We start from the raw sequence: 19,728 nt of genomic DNA on the forward strand, positions 1-19,728 counted from the left end.
AAAGTACATTCATTTAAAATGACAATATTCATTTTCTTTTTGGTAGAAATGGTCAACCGGATCACTTTTTCAAGCTGTGGGTATAGATCAGATAGACAATCGCCAATCCCGCACCCCAGATCACGCCCAGCAAATGCGCCTCGACCAGTACCGGGCTGCCAATCAGCTCGGCCGTTTCCTTACTGCCAAAGGTATTTTCCCACAGCAGTTTGGCCAGAATCAGCAGCAATACCAGCGCAGCAAACCGGCGTTCTTGAGCATCAAGCAGATGCACCACCGCCACTGCCATATACGCTCCATGCAGCACCCCAGACAGGCCAGCATAGGCTTCAATATGTGGAAACAGGAAATAGAAACTGAAACTGATAGCCGGAGGTAACAGCAATAACAGGCTGACAAAATGCCAGGTTTTGACCCGCGGAAAAATAAAAGGCAAACAGGCAAAGGCCAGAATATTCAGCAGATAATGCACCCAGCTCACATGCACCCAATGCGCTGTCCACAAGCGCCAGAATTCTTGTAAGAGAGCAGGACGCCAATAAATAAAATGATCCGCAAACACCTGCAAACAGGCCGCCAGCGACATAAACACGGCAATAAAAATAATTTTCTTACTGAAAAAATGAAGTGTCATGTCGTTGTCCCTGTTGAATCTTTTAAGTATAAAGCGTCCTCCTCGTAGCGACTATTTACAGATTGTTGAGTTCCGTATCTGGAACGGCCGTTGTATCTTCACCAAATAAATCATCCAGTTCAGACGCATTGTCCTGCTCATCCCAGAAACGGCTCATACCATCATCGGCAGTACGTACCCCGGTATTTTCAGTCCAGTAACGGTCAGAAATCCCCTGCACCATGGTGGCGGCCATACTGTCAATTAACTTGAATTGTGGGTTAATCGGTTTTTCTTCGGTGCGTGCAGCCGCAAATGATTTTAGCGCATCACGAATTTTGGCATCATCGCCGCTGGCCTGCGCGGCCACTGCATACAGAGCATGCGACAGGCGCACGCCTTTCTGCTCGCCAATTTGCATCGACTGTTTCAGGGTCTGATACGGCTCCGGTTTGCCCTCTCCCGCACCTGGCAACAAGGTCCAGATCACGGCACGGGTGGCTTGTGGTGCCCCCCAGAACTTTTCGTTGTTCAGACAGGTCATGCCACGCTCGACCACGGCAGCAATATCTTTGGGCACATGCACCGCACCGCCAGAGTTAATGTCATTGGTCATGGCCTGCAAACCACTAATCATGCCAAGCAAATACACGGTCTGATCAATATCGCTGTTCATTTTCGGGCAGCCTTCACCCAGTGGTTTTCTGTATTTCTTTTCCCAGCGATTCTGGAATAACTGATAACCGGTATATTGGCGCTGTGCCGCAATGGCCGCCCAGCGTTTCTGTTCAATCCGGGCATCTTGCGCTTCACTGACCTGTCCGGCTTTTGACGCACGTAAATAACGCAGCTCGGCATCCAAAGCACGGTTTTCCGCACAGATACCGGCGGCTGAATACATTAGCACCGCAACCCGGGTCGGGTCTGCACCCATATCTTTGGTGGCCATAATTGCAGGGGTCAGGGAATTACCGCTGCTACAGACCATTTCGGCATCATCCATGGCCAGAATGGGAGGAACAATATGTTTTTCAGTAAAACCTAAAGCCACATTGGCACCGGTTTTCACCACTTGTGAACAGCCGGAAAGAAGTGTTGTTGTGAATGCAATAACCGCCACACCCTGGCAGATTTTTTGGACTTGCGACATTTTCCTGTCCTCTATAATTGTGTTTATGTCCATGGCAACAAACATATCAGATGCATTATCTGAATAAAAGAGCATTTACTCTAATCTGAGAGCTGTACTTTGACATGAAAAGCGGACAAGAAAATTGACTGAATTTGCAGGAAAGCCAAATTTTAGGCAAAAAAAAGTAGCATTGCGACGGTTCAGCACATGCTACTTATTAACTGGAACCCGATTACGGGCATTTTATTGGTGCAATTCGTTCCTTCAGCGAGGTACCTCATCATCCAGCCACAATTGAACACAATTGCGATGACCAGAAACCTCTACGTGGCAATCACCTTGGTGATTTCCCCGTTTGCTGTTGATGTCTTTAATATATCTGGATAATTTTCAAACACAAGAGGCTTTTGTCCAACAATCGGTATTTTTTGCCAATTTACCGTGACTGTGTAGAACAAACAAAATGATAGACTTTATAAATTTATTTAAAATCAATATCTTATTTTTATACTAAAATATGCAACTGTCTGACAATTAGATAGTTTTTGCCAATGTTTTTAAGGCTTTCCACTCTGCAAACGAAACTTGGTCACGCCAGATGACTGCAGATTTGACCGGTGCATGATGAAAATACAGCACCAGATACAGCTGATGATCCAGAATATGCTCGAGCAGACCGCGTTGAATCTTGGAGCCAGAATTAAACTGCAGACTCCACTCTGCCCCATCTAAATGCGCCAAGGCGGTTAATTGGGAGCGTCGCTGAAACCCGTAATAACTGACAGCCGCCAGGAGCAGACCTAGCAGCCAAAGCAGCGGATGTAATAATTGAAAACTTAAAACAGAAAATAGAATCAGCAGGCTCAGCTGAAACAGCAGCGCCAGACGGCTCGGTTTCAGCTGAAAGTCGCGCTTAGCCGTGGACATAGTGTTTTAATTTACGGATCAGCTCGCGCATTTCCGGGCGTGGCGGTTCAGACACTTCCATAAACCAGTCCAGTAAATCCGGATCTTCCTGTTCAACCAGCGCAGCAAACGTGGCTTTTTCTTCCGGATCAGCGGTTAAATAATAGTTTTTTACATAAGGATCAAAGTAGACATCAATTTCCTTTAAACCGCGACGGGCACGATAAATCACTTTACGCTCTTCTAAGCTAATGTCTTCACTCATGGTTTGGTCCACATCATATTGATATCGCAATTAGTTTAACCCAGCCCAGAAAAAGTTTCGATGAATTTATCGGACTGACCAAAACCGCCAGCAAAAAGCCAGAAATGATGTTTCTGCACATTGTACTGCCGGCTCTGTTTGCTTTAGTTTCAAGGCATAAAAATAAGTGAAGGAACTCTAACCATGCAATCTGCTGCAATTCGCCCACTCAACAACATGTTGCCACGAAAATTATTTCAGAGTGAGCATGAGGCATTCCGTGATACAGTGCGCAAGTTTTATGAAAAGGAAGTTTTGCCGAATACGGAAAAATATGAACAGCAACAGCATGTAGACCGCGATTTATGGAACAAGGCCGGTGAACAGGGGCTGCTGTGTACCACCATGCCAGAGCAGTATGGTGGCTCCGGGGTAGATCGCCTCTACAGTATGATTCTGATTGAAGAACAGGCCTATGCTGGCGACTCGGCCACCGGCTTCTCGCTGCATTCCGATATTGTCGCCAACTATATTCATAACTTTGGCAACGAACAGCAAAAACAGTACTGGTTGCCGAAAATGGCGACAGGTGAAGTGGTCACTGCCATTGCCATGACCGAACCGGGCACAGGCTCAGATTTACAAGCGGTACGCACCACAGCAGTTTTAGAGGGCGATGAATACGTCATTAACGGCTCAAAAATCTTTATTACCAATGGCTATTTATGCGATATGGCGATTGTGGTGTGTAAAACTGGCAATAGCGACAAAGGTTCGGCCAACCTATCGCTGATTATGGTCGAGGCAAATCGTGCCGGTTTTAGCAAAGGCAAACCGCTGAATAAAATTGGCATGAAAGGTCAGGACACCTGCGAGCTGTTTTTTGATAATGTGCGAGTGCCCAAAGAAAACCTGCTCGGGATGGAAGGTATGGGCTTTATCATGCTGATGAAAGAGCTGGCCTGGGAACGCATGATTGTGGCGATTATCTGTCAGGCCGGTGCCGAAGCAGCCTTTGCGCATACCCTACAATACACCAAAGAACGTAAAGCCTTTGGTAAACCGATTGGTGCCTTTCAGAATACCCGCTTTAAACTGGCGGAAATGCGCACTGAAATTGATTTTTGCCGTGCCTATCTGGACCGGTGTATGGAACTGCAGCTCGAAGATCAGCTAAGTGTTGATGCAGCAGCGGCGGCCAAATACAAAATCTCGGAGCTGTTTTCCAAAGTGGTGGATGAATGTCTGCAATTGCATGGCGGCTATGGCTATATGCTGGAATATCCGATTGCCCGTGCGTATTTAGACAATCGCGCCAACCGGATTTATGCCGGTACCAATGAAATTATGAAAGAGCTGATTTCCCGCTCCCTATAACGCATTACAAGCGTAGAACCCGATATAAACAACAAGGAAGCTCAATTGAGCTTCCTTTGTTCATTGCACGATCATGATGATGTGTGCTTAAGACACCAGTTTAGGTTTACGTGCGGGTTCACTGACTGCTTTACGGAACTTCAGCACTGGATCAGCAAATGAAGCCTGTTTTAAATCCTTGCGGTCTTTTAGATAATTATTACTCACCCGCCAAGGTGCATGTTTACCCTGCTTTGGCATCACATTCGCGGCACGGGCAATATAACCCGAAGTTAAACTGCCCATCACAGTGTCTTCCATCAACTCTGAAGGATCACCTTCCGCAATCACTTCGGTATAGCCTTGCTGATCCATATGATTAATCAGACGACAGATATAATCCGCAGCAATATCAACTTTTAAAGTCCAGGAGGCATTGATATAGCCAATAATCATGGCCATATTCGGCACATCGCTGACCATCACACCCTGATACAGCATATGTTTCGAGGTATCCAAAGGCTGATGATCAATGGTGGCTTTAACCCCGCCTAAAATCTGAATTTGCAGACCGGTAGCTGATACAACCACATCGGCATCGAGATGCTTGCCCGATTTTAGCTGGATGCCCTGTTCGGTAAAGGCTTCAATCTGGTCGGTTTCAACACTGGCCTGCCCTTCACGCAGCACTTTAAACAAATCGCCATCTGGCACCACACACAGACGCTGATCCCATGGATTATAGCTCGGGCTAAAGTGTTTCATATCGACTTTGCCTTTCAGCTGCATTTCAATTGATTTTAACAAGAATTTACGCAGCAGCTTCGGCTGTTTCTGTGCCAGCGCATATACACCGCGCTGCATGCCAATATTCCGTGCCCGCGTCAGCTTATAAGCCAATTCCTCCGGCAACACCTTACGCATGCTGTTATAGATAAAATCCACTGATGGAATAGAGGCAATATAGGTCGGTGAGCGCTGTAGCATAGTGACATGCGCTGCACCGCCTTTGACCATTGCAGGCACCAAAGTAATAGCGGTAGCACCGCTACCAATAATCACTACTTTTTTACCGGAATAATCGAAGTTTTCCGGCCAATGCTGTGGATGAATAAAAGTACCTTTAAATGCCGACTGATTCGGGAAATCCGGCTGGAAACCCTGATCATAATTATAATAACCGGTACACCCCAGAACAAAATTGGCAATCCAGGTCTGTTTTTTACCTTGTGCGTTTTCAATCACCACAAACCATTTCTGGGTCTGGCTATCATAATTGGCAGACAGCACCCGATGCTGGAAATGGATTTTGGATTTCAGTTGATACTCTGCAATCACTTCTGACAGATAGTTTTTAATCGAAGCGCCATCAGCCAGAATACTGTCTTGCGTCCAGGGCTTAAAATTAAAGCCAAAGGTCGACATATCCGAATCGGAACGGATACCCGGATATTTAAATAAATCCCAAGTGCCACCAAAGCTCTCACGACGCTCGATAATTTCAAAGGTGCGCTGTGGGCAGTGTTTGGAAAGATGCGCGGCCAGACCAATACCAGAGATGCCCGCACCCACAATTAGAATATCAACATGCTTTTCCATTTTGTTTTTATACCTGTTCAACGTTCTGTTTTTATTAAAGCACAAATTTGACAATACTCAATGTCAAGTTTAATAAAAGGCGATAAAATTTATATCAATTCGGGACACAACAGAAAAATTGTCAGACAACTGGCCATAAAAAAGGCCGGTTTAAAAAACCGACCTTTTTTAGAACAACTGAACTGCTCTTGCGAAATTATTTAACTTCGCGATCTACAAGTTCAACGTAAGCCATCGGTGCAGCATCACCTGCACGGAAGCCCGCTTTAAGAACACGTAGATAACCGCCGTTACGTTCTTTGTAACGAGGGCCAAGAACGGTAAATAATTTACCAACAGTTGCTGCATTACGAGTACGAGCAAACGCCAAACGACGGTTTGCAACTGTATCGTTTTTAGCTAAAGTGATTAAAGGCTCAGCAACGCGGCGAAGTTCTTTCGCTTTAGGCAAAGTTGTTTTAATTAACTCGTGCTCAACTAAAGCATTGGTTAAGTTTTGGAACAACGCCTTACGGTGGCTGCTGGTACGGCCTAATTTCACACCACTATTACGATGACGCATGGTGAATAGTCCTACTTAATTAACGGCTACGATAAGCGAAGCGGTCGTCCATGCGGAGACTAGCTGGTGGCCAGTTCTCTAAACGCATGCCGAGCTGCAAGCCTTTCGATGCCAGAACATCTTTGATCTCAGTAAGCGATTTTTTACCCAGGTTAGGTGTTTTAAGTAACTCAACCTCGGTGCGCTGTACAAGATCACCAATGTAGTAAATATTTTCTGCTTTCAAACAGTTAGCAGAACGAACAGTAAGCTCTAGATCATCTACTGGACGAAGCAAAATTGGGTCAACTTCTTCACGAGGTTCTTGAGCCACAGGTGCCTGATCTTTCTGAAGGTCAACAAAGATTGCAATTTGTTGTTGCAAGATTGTTGCCGCTTTGCGGATTGCTTCTTCAGGATCAACAGTACCGTTGGTTTCAAGATCAATGATCAGCTTGTCAAGGTCAGTACGTTGTTCTACACGCGCATTTTCTACGATGTAAGACACACGTTTGATCGGGCTATAAGAAGCATCTAACTGTAAACGACCCACTGGGCGAGTTTCGCCTTCTGGGAAACGTGAGTCAGATGTTTCATAACCACGGCCTTGAGCCACTTTCAAACGCATTTTTAACGCGCCTGATGCACTTAGAGTGCCGATCAAGTGTTCAGGGTTAACCACTTCAACATTGTGCGGTAAACGAAGGTCAGCTGCAGTAACGTCACCTGGACCTTGTTTTTCCAATGTCAAATAAGCTTCATTTTGATCGAATAGCTTAATAGACAATCCTTTCAGGTTCAGCAAGAGCTCGACGATGTCCTGCTGCAAGCCTTCTAAGGTACTGTACTCGTGCTCAACACCCTCAATTTCAACTTCAACCACAGCTGCGCCAGGTAAAGAAGAAAGAAGGATGCGACGTAAAGCATTACCAAGAGTATGACCAAAGCCACGCTCTAATGGTTCCAGAATAACTTTTGCCGAGGTCCCGCTAACCGCTTCGACCTTGATCGCTTGCGGAGTTAGAAACTCATTTGCAGTACGCGTCATTATTGCTACCTCAAGGATTATTTAGAATACAATTCTACAATCAAGCTTTCGTTGATTTCAGCAGGTAAATCAGAACGATCTGGTGCAGCTTTGAACGTACCTTCTAATTTAGCGTGATCAACTTCCATCCAAGAAGGGATACCACGTTGAGCAGCTAATTCAATTGCGTTTTTGATACGTAATTGTTGTTTAGCACCTTCGTGAACTGCGATCACGTCACCAGCTTTAACTTGGATAGACGCGATGTTAACACGACGGCCATTCAAAGTAATGCTACGGTGAGATACAAGCTGACGAGCTTCTGCACGTGTAGAACCAAAACCCATGCGATAAACGACGTTATCAAGACGGCTTTCAAGCAATTTCAACAAGTTTTCACCTGTTGCGCCTTTAACACGAGCTGCTTCTTTATAGTAATTACTAAATTGACGCTCTAAAACACCGTACATACGACGTACTTTTTGTTTTTCACGTAATTGTAGTGAATACTCAGATTGTTTGCCGCGCGCTTGGCCATGTTGACCAGGAGCTTTAGCGTGTTTTTTAGTTTTGACGTCAAATGGTTTAACGCCAGATTTTAGTTGCAGGTCTGTCCCTTCGCGGCGAGAGAGTTTGCATTTTGGACCAATATAACGAGCCATGAATGTTTCTCCTTACACGCGACGTTTTTTAGGTGGACGGCAACCGTTGTGAGGAATTGGAGTCACATCGGTAATGCTGTTAATTTTATAACCCACTGCACCTAATGCACGAACCGCAGACTCACGACCTGGACCAGGACCTTTTACAAGGACGTCCAAGTTTTTCAAACCGTAATCTAAAGCAGCTTTACCAGCAACTTCAGCAGCTACCTGAGCAGCAAACGGAGTTGATTTACGTGATCCACGGAAGCCTTGTCCACCTGAAGTGGCCCAAGCCAGTGCATTACCTTGACGATCGGTAATAGTCACAATGGTGTTATTAAAAGAAGCGTGAATGTGTGCAACACCTTCAGAGACGGTACGGGTGACCTTCTTGCGTGTGCGAGTATCTTTAGCCATCTTTTAGCTTCCAGAAATCTTATTTCTTAATTGGTTTGCGCGGACCTTTACGGGTACGTGCGTTAGTTTTGGTGCGTTGACCACGGACAGGCAAGCTGCGACGATGACGAAGACCGCGGTAGCAGCCTAAATCCATTAAACGTTTAATGTTCATGGAAATTTCGCGACGTAAGTCACCTTCGGTCGGAACCTTAGCAACTTCTGCACGAATCGCATCAAGCTGAGCGTCATCTAATTCACGGATCTTAGTGGTAGTAGCGATACCAGCAGCAGCTAAGATGTTCTTAGCAGTGTGGCGACCAATACCAAAGATGTACGTTAGAGAGATAACAGCATGCTTGTTATCCGGAATGTTTACACCGGCAATACGAGCCATTCAATTTTCTCCAAAAAGGCAGTTAAGATAATCAACCGCCCCACAAAAATCTTGAGGGGCGGATAATAACCTAATTAGCCTACTGAAATCAACAGGTCTTGATCAGATTAACCTTGACGCTGCTTATGACGAGGTTCTGCGCTGCAAATTACGCGGATAACCCCATTACGACGGATAACTTTACAGCTACCACAAATTTTCTTTACAGAAGCTTGTACTTTCATGATGAAACCTCTAAGTGCGCTTATCCCTTAGGATGAGCAGTCGTTTTTCTCATTAACGTTTGATTATCGTACTGGTGCGAGGTGAGATGTGCTTGAAGCTGAGCCATAAAGTCCATCACGACTACCACAACGATCAATAATGAGGTACCACCCAAATAGAATGGAATACCAAACGAGCTCTGCAATACCATCGGCATCAAGCAGACCACTGTGATATAAATCGAACCAATAAAGGTCAAACGATTGAGAATATGATCTAAGTAACGAGCAGTTTGCTCACCTGGGCGAATACCAGGCACATAAGCTCCGCTGCGTTTCAAGTTCTCTGACACTTCTTTCGGACTAAAAACTAGCGCGGTATAGAAATAACAGAAAAAGATAATTAACGCACCAAAGAGCACCAAATACAATGGCTGTCCAGGCGACAATACGAGTGCCAGATCTTGCAAGCTACGCTTGATAATCCCTGCATCAGGATCCGCACTTCCTACCCATTGACCCAGACTGGCCGGGAACAACAGCAGAGAGCTGGCAAAAATTGCCGGAATCACACCTGCCATATTAATTTTTAATGGCAAATGGGTTTGCTGTGCAGTAAATACACGACGACCTTGCTGTTTTTGAGCATAGTTTACCGGAATACGACGTTGCGCTTTCTCGATAAACACAATGGCTGCCAGTACCGCCAGTGACAACAGACCAAAAATCACCAGACCAATCAGGCTGGTTTGACCATTATCGACTGAAGATAGCGATTGCAAAATCAGATTTGGCAATCCGGCAACGATACCGGCGAAGATGATCATGGAAATACCATTGCCCACCCCACGTTCGGTAATCTGTTCACCCAACCACATCAGGAACATTGTACCCGCCACCAGCGAGGTGACTGCCGGAACGTAAAACGCAAGACCTGACGTTAAGGTAATCCCTTGACTGATCAGACCTGCACACATCCCGATTGCCTGTACTAAGGCAAGGAACAAGGTACCTTGGCGCGTATATTGATTAATCTTACGCTTGCCCTGCTCGCCTTCTTTCTTTAAAGCTTCCAGCGAAGGAACCACGGTTGACATCAGCTGCACGATAATCGACGCAGAGATGTAGGGCATGATCCCGAGAGCAAGAATCGACATTCGCTCTAATGCACCACCCGAAAACATGTTAAACAAACCCAGGATAGTACCTGAGTTTGCATTAAAAAGATTTTCAAGTGCGGCATTATTAATGCCTGGTACTGGAATATGCGCTCCTAGTCGAAATACCAATAATGCACCAATGAGAAACATCATTCGGCGAATAATTTCACGATATTTCACGTGAAATGGTTGGCCTTTCATCATATGTACATGACCTGAAGAACTAGGAGACATAGACACTGGAGATTACTCCTCGACTTTACCGCCAGCAGCTTCAACAGCAGCTTTAGCGCCTTTAGTCAATGCAACACCTTGAACAGTGAAAGCACGAGTAATTTCACCAGAAAGTACGATACGCGCACGGATCATGTCTTTACGCACAACGTTCGCCGCTTTTAAAGTTTCTAGGCTAACGATGTCGCCTTCAACTTTAGCAAGCTCAGATAAACGTACTTCAGCAGTTTTTAAAGCGATTTGGCTAGTGAAACCGAATTTAGGTAAACGACGATATAACGCAGTTTGACCGCCTTCGAAACCTGGACGTACGCCACCGCTCTTACGTGATTTTTGACCTTTGACACCACGGCCACCAGTCTTACCTACGCCAGAACCGATACCACGGCCCAGACGACGGTTTTCACGTTTAGCACCTTCTGCAGGTGCAAGTTCATTTAAACGCAGAGTCATGGCTTATTCCTCTACACTAACCATATAGTAGACTTGGTTGATCATACCACGGTTAGAAGGCGTATCTTGCACTTCTACAGTATGACCAATACGACGCAGACCTAAACCTTTCAGGCAAAGCTTGTGATTTTTCAAGCGGTGCGATGCAGATTTAGTCTGGGTAACTTTAATCGTTTTCATGATTGATTACCCTTGAATTTGTTCTACAGTCAGACCACGTTTCGCAGCGACTTTCTCAGGAGAAGTCATATCACGCAGACCGTTGAAAGTCGCGTTTACTACGTTCGCAGCATTTGTAGAGCCATAACATTTTGTTAATACGTTACGCACGCCAACAGCCTCTAGAACTGCACGCATAGCGCCACCAGCAATTACACCAGTACCTTCAGAAGCAGGTTGCATGTAAACGCGGCTTGCACCGTGACGAGCATGAATAGGATGCTGAACAGTACCGTCAACAAGGTCAACAGTAATCATGTTGCGACGAGCAGCTTCAAGTGCTTTAGAAATAGCAGCTGGAACTTCACGCGCTTTACCACGACCAAAACCTACGCGACCATTACCGTCACCCACAACAGTTAATGCTGTGAAAGAGAAGATACGACCACCCTTAACAACTTTGGCAACACGATCAACGGCTACCAGCTTTTCAACAAGACCTTCGTTTTGTTCAACTTTAGCCATGATTAGAACTCCAAGCCGTTTTCACGAGCAGCATCAGCCAAGGCTTTGATACGACCATGATATTTAAAACCAGAACGGTCAAATGCAACTTTAGTTACACCAGCTGCTTTCGCACGTTCTGCGATTAAAGCACCAACTTTCTTGGCAGCTTCAACGTTACCAGTTGTACCAGCACGTAAAGTAGCATCTAAAGTAGAAGCTTGCGCTAAAACTTTGCCACCATCTGCTGAGATAACTTGAGCATAGATGTGACGCGGAGTGCGGTTTACACACAAACGAGTCGCACCCAATGCACGGATGTGCAAGCGTGTGCTTTTCGCACGACGCAAACGGGATTGTTTCTTTTCGTTCATAAGAACCTCGCGCCTTATTTCTTCTTAGCTTCTTTACGAAGTACAACTTCGTCAGAATAACGAACACCTTTACCTTTATATGGCTCTGGTGGACGGTAACCACGGATCTCAGCTGCTACCTGACCTAATAATTGCTTGTTAGCAGATTTCAGGATGATTTCAGTTGCAGTAGGAGTTTCTGCAGTTACACCTTCAGGAAGGCTGTAATCGATTGGATGAGAGAAACCAAGGTTAAGGTTAACAACAGTACCTTTAACCGCAGCTTTATAACCAACACCGATCAGTTGTAACTTACGTTCGAAACCTTCGTTCACACCTTTTACAAGGTTGTTTAATACAGCGCGAGCAGTACCAGCTTGCATCCAAGCGTCTTTCGACTCTTTTACTGGAGCAACTTGAAGAGTACCATCTTCCTGTTTTAGCTCGACCAGCGCATGCAGGTTGAAAGACAATGTACCTTTGCTGCCTTTCACTTCGACCTGCCGGCCGTTCTGAGTAACTGTTACACCGTTAGGTACAGTTACTGGGGCTTTAGCCACACGAGACATGAGGAATCACCTATTAAGAAACAAAAGCAATAACTTCACCACCAACGCCCGCAGCACGTGCAGCGCGATCAGTCATGATGCCTTTGCTTGTAGAAACAATTGCAATACCTAAACCTTGCTTAACGCTTGGAAGTGCATCTTTACCGCGATACTGACGTAGACCAGGACGGCTTACGCGTTTCACAGTTTCGATAACTGGTTTGCCTTCGAAATACTTTAATGTCAAAGTAAGAGTTGCTTTGCCTTCAACGTCAGCAACTTCTACATTGGCAATGTAACCTTCTTGTTGAAGTACGTTTGCAATCGCAACTTTCAACTTAGAGTTAGGCATAGAAACAGTTTGTTTCTTCGCCATTTGTGCGTTACGAACACGAGTTAACATGTCGGCAACGGTATCTTGCATACTCATTCTAGTCGCTCCTTACCAGCTTGCCTTAACAACGCCAGGTACATCACCTTGCATTACTGTGTCACGTAATTTGTTACGGCTTAAACCGAACTTACGGAAGTAACCATGAGGACGACCAGTTAAACCACAACGGTTACGAAGACGCACTGGAGACGCATTACGTGGTAATGCTTGTAACTTCATCATCGCTTCGAAACGCTCTTCGTCGCTTGCATTTACGTTTGCAATAACAGCTTTTAATTCAGCACGTTTTGCAGCGTATTTAGCAACAGTAGCTTCGCGTTTCAATTCGCGATTAATCATACTTTTCTTAGCCATATCGACCTCTTATTTGAACGGGAAGCCGAATGCACGCATAAGCGCACGGCCTTCGTCATCGGTGCGAGCAGTCGTAGTGATGGTAATATCCATACCACGAATACGATCAATCTTATCGAAATCGATTTCAGGGAAAACGATTTGTTCTTTAAGACCCATAGAGTAGTTACCACGACCATCAAATGATTTCGCAGAGAAACCACGGAAGTCACGGATACGAGGGATCGCGATAGAGATCAAACGGTCTAAGAATTCGTACATGCGTTCGCCGCGTAAAGTAACTTTACAACCAATCGGCCAACCATCACGGATTTTAAAACCTGCGATAGATTTACGAGCTAACGTAAGAACTGGTTTTTGACCAGCGATAGCTTGCATATCAGAAAGAGCACCATCAAGGAGTTTCTTGTCAGCTGCAGCTGCACCAACACCCATGTTGATAGTGATTTTAGTGATGCGAGGGATCTCCATCACATTCTTAATGCCCAATTGTTCTTGTAATTGAGCTTTAAGTTCGTCGTTGTAACGTGTTTTAAGTCTGGCCATTGCCTATTTCAACCTATTACTTCGCTACCGCCACTGATTCACCATTTGATTTGTAAACGCGAGTTTTCACGCCGTCAATCGTTTGGTAACCAACACGGTCAGCCTTTTGGGTTGTAGCATTAAAAATTGCCACGTTTGAAATATGAAGCGAAGCTTCCTGAGTTACGATGCCGCCTTCAGCGCCAGTAACACGGTTCGGCTTTTGATGCTTCTTAACCAGGTTAAGGCCTTCAACCTTAACGCGGTCATTAGAAACTGACAAAACAGTACCCTGTTTGCCTTTTTCTTTACCTGCGATCACGATTACTTGATCGCCTTTTTTAATCTTAGCCATGATTGCCTCTTATAGAACTTCAGGAGCCAATGAAATAATTTTCATGAACTGTTCAGTACGAAGTTCACGAGTCACTGGTCCGAAAATACGAGTAGCAATCGGCGCTTTGTTGTTGTTCAAAATAACGGCTGCGTTATCGTCGAAACGAATCACAGAACCATCTGGACGACGGATACCGAATTTTGTACGTACAACTACAGCATTCATCACGTCACCTTTTTTAACACGTGCGCGTGGAATTGCTTCTTTTACAGTAACTTTAATAATGTCGCCAACAGAAGCATAACGACGATGTGAACCACCAAGTACTTTAATACATTGTACGCGGCGAGCACCACTGTTGTCTGCTACGTCGAGCATCGTTTCGGTTTGAATCATTGCCCTACTCCAAAACCGAGCATCACCGGTCACAATTTCGAAAGGCTCAAAGAGTACTCGAAATTGACCGATGATGCAACAAGAACGTTAATTACTCAGCAGCTGCTTCAACAACTTCAACTAGAGTCCAAGACTTAGTTTTAGAAATTGGGCGGCTTTCTTTGATGGTTACAACATCACCGATTTTAGCGGTATTGTTCTCATCATGAGCATGTAATTTTGTTGAACGGCGGATTGATTTGCCATACAACGGGTGTTGAACACGACGTTCAATAAGCACAACAATAGACTTGTCCATTTTGTCGCTTACGACTTTGCCGGTTAACGTGCGGACTGTTTTATCACTCATTGTCCGTTCCCCTGTTTTTCGGTAAGGAGTGTCTTAATACGAGCAATAGTTTTACGAGCGACTTGCACTTCGTGCGATTTGCCCAATTGACCAGTTGCTTTCGCCATACGAAGACGGAATTGGTTAAGCTGTTGCTCATCAAGCAAAGCTTTCAACTCTTCTACCGACTTTTCACGTAGATCTTTAGTTTTCATTACATTACCGTCCGAGTCACGATAGTGGTTTTAAACGGAAGTTTAGCAGCAGCAAGCTTGAATGCTTCAGTTGCTAATTCATCGTTCACACCTTCCATTTCGTACAGGATCTTACCTGGTTTGATTTCGCAAACCCAGTATTCCACGTTACCTTTACCGTTACCCATACGAACTTCTAATGGTTTTTCAGTAATTGGTTTGTCCGGGAATACACGGATAAAGATCTTACCACCACGTTTAACACGACGGCTGATTGTACGACGCGCAGCTTCGATCTGACGCGCAGTCATACGACCACGTTCAGTCGCTTTAAGTGCGATAGAACCGAAAGATACAGTGCTACCACGGTGCGCTAGACCAGTGTTACGGCCTTTTTGAACCTTACGGAACTTAGTACGTTTAGGTTGCAACATGGACTATTCTCCTTTTTCAGCAGAACGATCATTGCGACGACCACGACGCTCTTGACCTTCACCACGACCGCGACCGCGTTTAGCTGGACGTTCTTCAGCTGGAGCTGGGTTCATGACTTGTTTCATGCCGCCCAAGATCTCACCACGGAAGATCCAAACTTTAACACCAATCGTACCGTAAGTCGTTTCAGCACGCATAGTCGCGTAGTCGATGTCCGCACGAAGTGTATGTAGAGGTACACGACCTTCACGATACCATTCTGTACGAGCGATCTCAGCACCGCCTAAACGGCCAGAAACTTCAACTTTGATACCTTTGGCACCAGCACGCATAGTGTTTTGAACCGCACGCTTCATAGCACGACGGAACATTACACGCTTTTCTAATTGAGAAGCGATTGCTTCAGCAACCAGACGTGCGTCTAAGTCTGGACGATCGATTTCGTTGATGCTTACTTGCGCTGGAACACCCATAATGTTGGTAAGTTCGCGCTGTAATTTCTCAATGTCTTCGCCTTTTTTACCGATAACGATACCAGGACGAGCAGTGCTAATAGTTACTTTAGCAGCGCCTGTCGGACGTTCGATAAGAATATTGCTTACCATTGCGTTCTTAAGTTTTTTAGTTAAAAACTCACGAACTTGAAGGTCTTTAAGCAAGTATTCAGCGTATTGTTTCGGATTCGCATACCAGTTAGCGTTATGACGTTTCACAACACCTAGGCGGATACCGATTGGATGAACCTTCTGACCCATATCAAACCCCTACCTTAACGGTGATGTGACAAGTACGCTTAGTAATACGATCTGCACGGCCTTTAGCACGTGGCATAATACGTTTCAGGCTCATGCCTTCATCAACGTAGATCGTAGAAACTTTAAGGTCGTCTACATCTAAACTGTTATTGTGTTCAGCATTTGCAATTGCAGATTCCAACGCTTTTTTAACCAGTACAGCAGCTTTTTTGTTGCTGAAGTTCAGGATGTTAAGCGCATGCGCAACAGATTTGCCGCGAATAAGGTCTGCAACCAAACGTGCCTTTTGTGCCGAGATAGCGGCACCGCGTAATTTAGCAGTTACTTCCATCATAGCACCTATTAACGTTTAGACTTCTTGTCAACACCGTGACCACGATAGGTACGAGTTGGCGCGAATTCACCTAGTTTATGGCCAACCATGTGTTCAGTAACGATTACTGGAACGTGGTTACGACCATTGTGTACAGAAATTGTTAGACCAACAAAATCCGGAAGAATCATCGAACGACGCGACCAAGTTTTGATCGGCTTACGAGAGTTGCTCGCAACAGCCGCTTCAACCTTAGCGAACAAGTGCGCATCGACGAATGGGCCTTTTTTCAATGAACGAGGCATTAGTCAGATTCCTTTACTTGTTACTTAACGCGACGGTCGCGAATAATCATCTTAGTCGTACGCTTGTTGGTACGTGTCTTGTACCCTTTAGCTTTTTGACCCCATGGGCTTACAGGTTGAATACCTTTGTTACGCCCTTCACCACCACCGTGTGGGTGGTCAACCGGGTTCATCGCCATACCACGTACGGTAGGACGAACGCCACGCCAGCGTGAAGCACCTGCTTTACCAAGTGAACGCAAGTTGCTTTCTGAGTTAGAAACTTCACCCAATACAGCACGACATTCAACGTGTACTTTACGCATTTCACCAGAACGTAAACGAACGATAGCGTAAGAACCGTCACGACCCAACAACTGAACTGAAGTACCAGCTGAACGAGCTAACTGCGCGCCTTTACCGATTTTAAGTTCGATGTTATGAAGTGTAGAACCGATAGGCATGTTGCGAAGTGGCAAGCAGTTACCTGGACGAATTGGAGCATCGTTACCAGACTGTACTTTATCACCAGCACGTAAGCCTTTAGGCGCAATAATATAACGACGCTCACCGTCAGCATACTTCAGCAGTGCGATGTGTGCAGTACGGTTAGGATCGTATTCAATACGCTCAACTACAGCAGGAACGCCGTCTTTGTTACGTTTGAAGTCAACGATACGGTAGTGCTGTTTGTGGCCACCACCAACGTGACGAGTCGTAATGTGACCGTTGTTGTTACGACCACCAGTACGTTTTTTAGCTTCTACCAACGGAGCATATGGCGCGCCTTTGTGAAGGTGATCATGAACCACTTTCTCTACAAAGCGACGTCCTGGAGACGTTGGCTTACATTTTTGAATAGGCATAATTTTCGTCCTTATTCCGCTGCGGTTTCAGCGGTATCGCCCAAGTCAGCCATTTCAACATCTTGGCCAGCTTTCAGGGTGACGTATGCTTTTTTAACATCAGAACGACGTCCGATAGTTTTACCAAAGCGTTTAGTCTTACCTTTAGTGATAGTCGTGTTAACTTTAACAACTTCTACACCAAATAATTGTTCCACTGCTTTTTTGATTTCAAGCTTGTTTGCATTTAATGCAACCTTGAACACTTGAACACCAGCAGTTTCACCTAAAACTTGTGCTTTTTCTGAGAATACAGGTCCCTGTAGGACTTGATATAAACGTTCGTTGTTCATCCGAGTTCTACCTCAATTTTCTTAGCAGCAGCAACAGACATTACAACTTTATCGAACGCGATCAAGCTAACAGGATCGATTGCAGTAGCGTCAACCACATCAACGTGTGGAAGGTTGCGAGCTGCAAGGTATAGATTCTCATCTACAGCTTCAGTAACGATCAATGCGCGAGTTGCATTCAAGTCGTTCAGTTTTGCAAGCAATGCTTTAGTTTTAGGCGCTTCAACAGCAAACTCTTCAACTAATACAAGACGATCTTGGCGAACAAGTTCAGCTAAGATACATTGCATTGCACCGCGGTACATCTTACGGTTCACTTTTTGAGACCAGTCTTGTGGACGAGCAGCAAAAGTTTTACCACCGCCAACCCAGATTGGGCTACGAATAGAACCAGCACGAGCGCGGCCAGTACCTTTTTGACGGAATGGTTTTTTACCACCGCCAGAAACGTCTGCACGTGACTTCTGAGCTTTAGAACCTTGACGACCACCAGCTAAGTAAGCTGTAACAACTTGGTGTACAAGCGCTTCGTTAAATTCACGGCCGAAAGCTACTTCAGACAATTCAACAGCAGAGCCGGAAACAGTTTTTAAATTCACGTTATTTCCCCTCAGGCCTTGATAGTAGGACGAACAGTTACGTCGCCACCAGTAGCACCAGGAACCGCGCCTTTAACAACTAGAACTGAACGCTCTGTGTCGATTGCAACGATTTCAAGACCCTGTGTAGTTACGCGTTCAGCACCTAAATGGCCAGCCATTTTTTTGCCTTTGAATACGCGACCAGGAGTCTGGTTTTGACCTGTAGAACCTAGAACACGGTGAGAAACAGAGTTACCGTGAGTAGCGTCTTGAGTACGGAAGTTCCAACGCTTAACACCACCTTGGAAACCTTTACCTTTAGATGTGCCAGTTACGTCAACGATTTGACCAACTGTGAACAAATCTACAGTAAGCGTACCACCAACTTCACGACCTTCAAGCTCAGCTTCTGTAACGCGGAATTCTTGAACCAGACGACCAGCAGCAACACCCGCTTTCGCAAAGTGACCTTTCTGAGCGTTAGTTACGCGAGATTCGCGACGTTCACCAGTAGTGATTTGAATCGCTTGATAACCATCAGTTTCAAGCGTTTTGATTTGTGTGATGCGGTTAGGATCAACCTCAATCACTGTAACAGGTACAGAAACACCAGCATCTGTAAAGATACGGGTCATACCGCACTTGCGACCGACTAAACCAATAGCCATGTGCATAAACCTCTAAAAAAGCGGCTTAATTAACTTAGAGCGTTAATTAACCGAAAGCCTTAACCCAATGCGATCTGAACATCAACACCAGCTGCAAGATCTAATTTCATCAATGCATCTACAGTTTTGTCTGTAGGTTGAACGATATCGATCAAACGTTTGTAAGTGCGGATCTCATATTGGTCACGCGCATCTTTGTAAACGTGCGGTGATGTAAGAACGTTGAAGCGTTCGATGCGAGTAGGCATCGGGATTGGACCACACACTTGTGCGCCAGTACGCTTAGCGGTTTCTACGATCTCTTGAGCAGATTGATCAATTAAACGGTGATCAAAAGACTTAAGACGGATACGAATTCTCTGGTTAGACATACCAGTTAACTCCAAGCCAAAATATATAAAGAATCACTCTTGACGCATCTCACCCCACTAATAAAGGCAAGTGTCAAGAGCAGTGAAATATCACTAAGGTCGTGATCGATGCCACGACTGTAACGA

At 45.2% G+C, this 19,728-nt stretch carries 33 protein-coding genes and 1 pseudogene; 1 reads left to right on the top strand and 33 read right to left on the bottom strand.

The window, feature by feature from the left end; all coding sequences use genetic code 11:
* Positions 1-61 precede the first annotated feature (61 nt).
* From rrtA to ACVLR6_RS12420, 4 genes are all read right to left on the bottom strand, one after another.
* Positions 62-634 carry a rhombosortase gene (gene rrtA, locus ACVLR6_RS12405; RefSeq protein ID WP_455995348.1) on the bottom strand — a complete coding sequence of 191 codons (573 nt, stop codon included), beginning with the start codon at positions 632-634 and terminating at the stop codon, positions 62-64.
* A 55-nt stretch (positions 635-689) separates the two neighbouring features.
* Positions 690-1,763, bottom strand: coding sequence for a hypothetical protein (locus ACVLR6_RS12410; RefSeq protein ID WP_045795327.1), 1,074 nt, complete (start codon positions 1,761-1,763; stop codon positions 690-692).
* A gap of 516 nt (positions 1,764-2,279) precedes the next feature.
* Positions 2,280-2,672 carry a hypothetical protein gene (locus ACVLR6_RS12415; protein WP_005180237.1) on the bottom strand — a complete coding sequence of 131 codons (393 nt, stop codon included), beginning with the start codon at positions 2,670-2,672 and terminating at the stop codon, positions 2,280-2,282.
* Entirely contained in the window at positions 2,659-2,916 is a 258-nt protein-coding gene (locus tag ACVLR6_RS12420; RefSeq protein WP_005180238.1) for an FAD assembly factor SdhE, read from the bottom strand. The genes ACVLR6_RS12415 and ACVLR6_RS12420 overlap by 14 nt, the downstream gene beginning before the upstream one ends.
* Positions 2,917-3,099: 183 nt before the next feature.
* Here ACVLR6_RS12420 and ACVLR6_RS12425 point away from each other — a divergent pair, with 183 nt between their 5' ends.
* The gene (locus tag ACVLR6_RS12425; RefSeq protein WP_455995350.1) at positions 3,100-4,272 is read left to right on the top strand and encodes an acyl-CoA dehydrogenase family protein; all 1,173 of its coding nucleotides are present in this window, start codon (positions 3,100-3,102) and stop codon (positions 4,270-4,272) included.
* Between the two features lie 87 nt (positions 4,273-4,359).
* Here the strand turns inward: ACVLR6_RS12425 and ACVLR6_RS12430 are convergent, their stop codons facing one another.
* The 29 genes and pseudogenes from ACVLR6_RS12430 to rpsJ all read right to left on the bottom strand — a co-directional run bounded on the left by ACVLR6_RS12430 (position 4,360) and on the right by rpsJ (position 19,602).
* Complete coding sequence (locus tag ACVLR6_RS12430) at positions 4,360-5,850, bottom strand: flavin-containing monooxygenase (protein WP_455995351.1); 1,491 nt, start codon at positions 5,848-5,850, stop codon at positions 4,360-4,362.
* Positions 5,851-6,046: 196 nt separating this feature from the next.
* Entirely contained in the window at positions 6,047-6,412 is a 366-nt protein-coding gene (rplQ, locus tag ACVLR6_RS12435) for a 50S ribosomal protein L17 (RefSeq protein WP_004754212.1), read from the bottom strand.
* Between the two features lie 19 nt (positions 6,413-6,431).
* Positions 6,432-7,439 (bottom strand): DNA-directed RNA polymerase subunit alpha, encoded by a 1,008-nt coding sequence (locus ACVLR6_RS12440; RefSeq protein WP_005180245.1) that lies wholly within the window; start codon positions 7,437-7,439, stop codon positions 6,432-6,434.
* A gap of 17 nt (positions 7,440-7,456) precedes the next feature.
* Positions 7,457-8,080 (bottom strand): 30S ribosomal protein S4, encoded by a 624-nt coding sequence (gene rpsD, locus ACVLR6_RS12445; RefSeq protein WP_016658534.1) that lies wholly within the window; start codon positions 8,078-8,080, stop codon positions 7,457-7,459.
* Between the two features lie 12 nt (positions 8,081-8,092).
* Positions 8,093-8,479, bottom strand: coding sequence for a 30S ribosomal protein S11 (gene rpsK / locus ACVLR6_RS12450; protein WP_001040166.1), 387 nt, complete (start codon positions 8,477-8,479; stop codon positions 8,093-8,095).
* A gap of 19 nt (positions 8,480-8,498) precedes the next feature.
* Positions 8,499-8,855: a 30S ribosomal protein S13 gene (gene rpsM, locus ACVLR6_RS12455; protein WP_005012957.1), complete on the bottom strand. Its 357-nt coding sequence runs from the start codon at positions 8,853-8,855 to the stop codon at positions 8,499-8,501.
* A gap of 107 nt (positions 8,856-8,962) precedes the next feature.
* The gene (gene rpmJ / locus ACVLR6_RS12460; RefSeq protein ID WP_000867907.1) at positions 8,963-9,079 is read right to left on the bottom strand and encodes a 50S ribosomal protein L36; all 117 of its coding nucleotides are present in this window, start codon (positions 9,077-9,079) and stop codon (positions 8,963-8,965) included.
* 20 nt (positions 9,080-9,099) lie between these two features.
* Positions 9,100-10,419: a preprotein translocase subunit SecY gene (gene secY / locus ACVLR6_RS12465; RefSeq protein ID WP_171065119.1), complete on the bottom strand. Its 1,320-nt coding sequence runs from the start codon at positions 10,417-10,419 to the stop codon at positions 9,100-9,102.
* A gap of 45 nt (positions 10,420-10,464) precedes the next feature.
* Positions 10,465-10,905, bottom strand: a complete 441-nt coding sequence (gene rplO / locus ACVLR6_RS12470; protein WP_005180254.1) for a 50S ribosomal protein L15 — start codon at positions 10,903-10,905, stop codon at positions 10,465-10,467.
* Between the two features lie 3 nt (positions 10,906-10,908).
* Positions 10,909-11,085, bottom strand: a complete 177-nt coding sequence (gene rpmD / locus ACVLR6_RS12475) for a 50S ribosomal protein L30 (RefSeq protein ID WP_005180256.1) — start codon at positions 11,083-11,085, stop codon at positions 10,909-10,911.
* Positions 11,086-11,091: 6 nt separating this feature from the next.
* Entirely contained in the window at positions 11,092-11,589 is a 498-nt protein-coding gene (gene rpsE, locus ACVLR6_RS12480) for a 30S ribosomal protein S5 (RefSeq protein WP_005180258.1), read from the bottom strand.
* Between the two features lie 2 nt (positions 11,590-11,591).
* Positions 11,592-11,942 carry a 50S ribosomal protein L18 gene (rplR, locus tag ACVLR6_RS12485; RefSeq protein ID WP_005180260.1) on the bottom strand — a complete coding sequence of 117 codons (351 nt, stop codon included), beginning with the start codon at positions 11,940-11,942 and terminating at the stop codon, positions 11,592-11,594.
* Between the two features lie 14 nt (positions 11,943-11,956).
* On the bottom strand, positions 11,957-12,490 hold the full coding sequence (rplF, locus tag ACVLR6_RS12490; protein WP_005180261.1) for a 50S ribosomal protein L6: 534 nt from the start codon (positions 12,488-12,490) through the stop codon (positions 11,957-11,959).
* A 13-nt stretch (positions 12,491-12,503) separates the two neighbouring features.
* Complete coding sequence (rpsH, locus tag ACVLR6_RS12495; RefSeq protein ID WP_005180264.1) at positions 12,504-12,899, bottom strand: 30S ribosomal protein S8; 396 nt, start codon at positions 12,897-12,899, stop codon at positions 12,504-12,506.
* A 12-nt stretch (positions 12,900-12,911) separates the two neighbouring features.
* Entirely contained in the window at positions 12,912-13,217 is a 306-nt protein-coding gene (gene rpsN, locus ACVLR6_RS12500) for a 30S ribosomal protein S14 (RefSeq protein ID WP_005180266.1), read from the bottom strand.
* Positions 13,218-13,226: 9 nt separating this feature from the next.
* A complete protein-coding gene (rplE, locus tag ACVLR6_RS12505) occupies positions 13,227-13,763 on the bottom strand; it encodes a 50S ribosomal protein L5 (RefSeq protein WP_005180272.1) in 537 nt (178 codons plus the stop codon).
* Positions 13,764-13,779: 16 nt separating this feature from the next.
* On the bottom strand, positions 13,780-14,097 hold the full coding sequence (rplX, locus tag ACVLR6_RS12510; protein ID WP_005180274.1) for a 50S ribosomal protein L24: 318 nt from the start codon (positions 14,095-14,097) through the stop codon (positions 13,780-13,782).
* A 9-nt stretch (positions 14,098-14,106) separates the two neighbouring features.
* On the bottom strand, positions 14,107-14,475 hold the full coding sequence (rplN, locus tag ACVLR6_RS12515; protein ID WP_001982634.1) for a 50S ribosomal protein L14: 369 nt from the start codon (positions 14,473-14,475) through the stop codon (positions 14,107-14,109).
* 91 nt (positions 14,476-14,566) lie between these two features.
* Complete coding sequence (rpsQ, locus tag ACVLR6_RS12520; protein WP_005180277.1) at positions 14,567-14,824, bottom strand: 30S ribosomal protein S17; 258 nt, start codon at positions 14,822-14,824, stop codon at positions 14,567-14,569.
* Positions 14,821-15,018, bottom strand: a complete 198-nt coding sequence (gene rpmC, locus ACVLR6_RS12525) for a 50S ribosomal protein L29 (RefSeq protein WP_000849928.1) — start codon at positions 15,016-15,018, stop codon at positions 14,821-14,823. The genes rpsQ and rpmC overlap by 4 nt, the downstream gene beginning before the upstream one ends.
* The gene (rplP, locus tag ACVLR6_RS12530; RefSeq protein WP_005180280.1) at positions 15,018-15,431 is read right to left on the bottom strand and encodes a 50S ribosomal protein L16; all 414 of its coding nucleotides are present in this window, start codon (positions 15,429-15,431) and stop codon (positions 15,018-15,020) included. Before rplP ends, rpmC begins: the two co-directional genes overlap by 1 nt.
* Positions 15,371-16,187 (bottom strand): annotated as a pseudogene (gene rpsC / locus ACVLR6_RS12535) (30S ribosomal protein S3). Before rpsC ends, rplP begins: the two are co-directional and overlap by 61 nt.
* A 1-nt stretch (position 16,188) precedes the next feature.
* Positions 16,189-16,518 carry a 50S ribosomal protein L22 gene (gene rplV, locus ACVLR6_RS12540; RefSeq protein WP_001982638.1) on the bottom strand — a complete coding sequence of 110 codons (330 nt, stop codon included), beginning with the start codon at positions 16,516-16,518 and terminating at the stop codon, positions 16,189-16,191.
* An 11-nt stretch (positions 16,519-16,529) separates the two neighbouring features.
* Positions 16,530-16,805, bottom strand: a complete 276-nt coding sequence (rpsS, locus tag ACVLR6_RS12545) for a 30S ribosomal protein S19 (protein WP_001138119.1) — start codon at positions 16,803-16,805, stop codon at positions 16,530-16,532.
* Between the two features lie 20 nt (positions 16,806-16,825).
* On the bottom strand, positions 16,826-17,650 hold the full coding sequence (rplB, locus tag ACVLR6_RS12550) for a 50S ribosomal protein L2 (RefSeq protein ID WP_127801047.1): 825 nt from the start codon (positions 17,648-17,650) through the stop codon (positions 16,826-16,828).
* Between the two features lie 11 nt (positions 17,651-17,661).
* On the bottom strand, positions 17,662-17,982 hold the full coding sequence (gene rplW / locus ACVLR6_RS12555; RefSeq protein WP_005180285.1) for a 50S ribosomal protein L23: 321 nt from the start codon (positions 17,980-17,982) through the stop codon (positions 17,662-17,664).
* Positions 17,979-18,581 carry a 50S ribosomal protein L4 gene (gene rplD / locus ACVLR6_RS12560; RefSeq protein WP_005180287.1) on the bottom strand — a complete coding sequence of 201 codons (603 nt, stop codon included), beginning with the start codon at positions 18,579-18,581 and terminating at the stop codon, positions 17,979-17,981. The genes rplW and rplD overlap by 4 nt, the downstream gene beginning before the upstream one ends.
* A gap of 11 nt (positions 18,582-18,592) precedes the next feature.
* Positions 18,593-19,231: a 50S ribosomal protein L3 gene (gene rplC, locus ACVLR6_RS12565; RefSeq protein WP_005180289.1), complete on the bottom strand. Its 639-nt coding sequence runs from the start codon at positions 19,229-19,231 to the stop codon at positions 18,593-18,595.
* A 59-nt stretch (positions 19,232-19,290) separates the two neighbouring features.
* Entirely contained in the window at positions 19,291-19,602 is a 312-nt protein-coding gene (gene rpsJ, locus ACVLR6_RS12570; protein ID WP_005180291.1) for a 30S ribosomal protein S10, read from the bottom strand.
* Positions 19,603-19,728: the final 126 nt, after the last annotated feature.

The organism is Acinetobacter sp. T63, assembly GCF_053852345.1.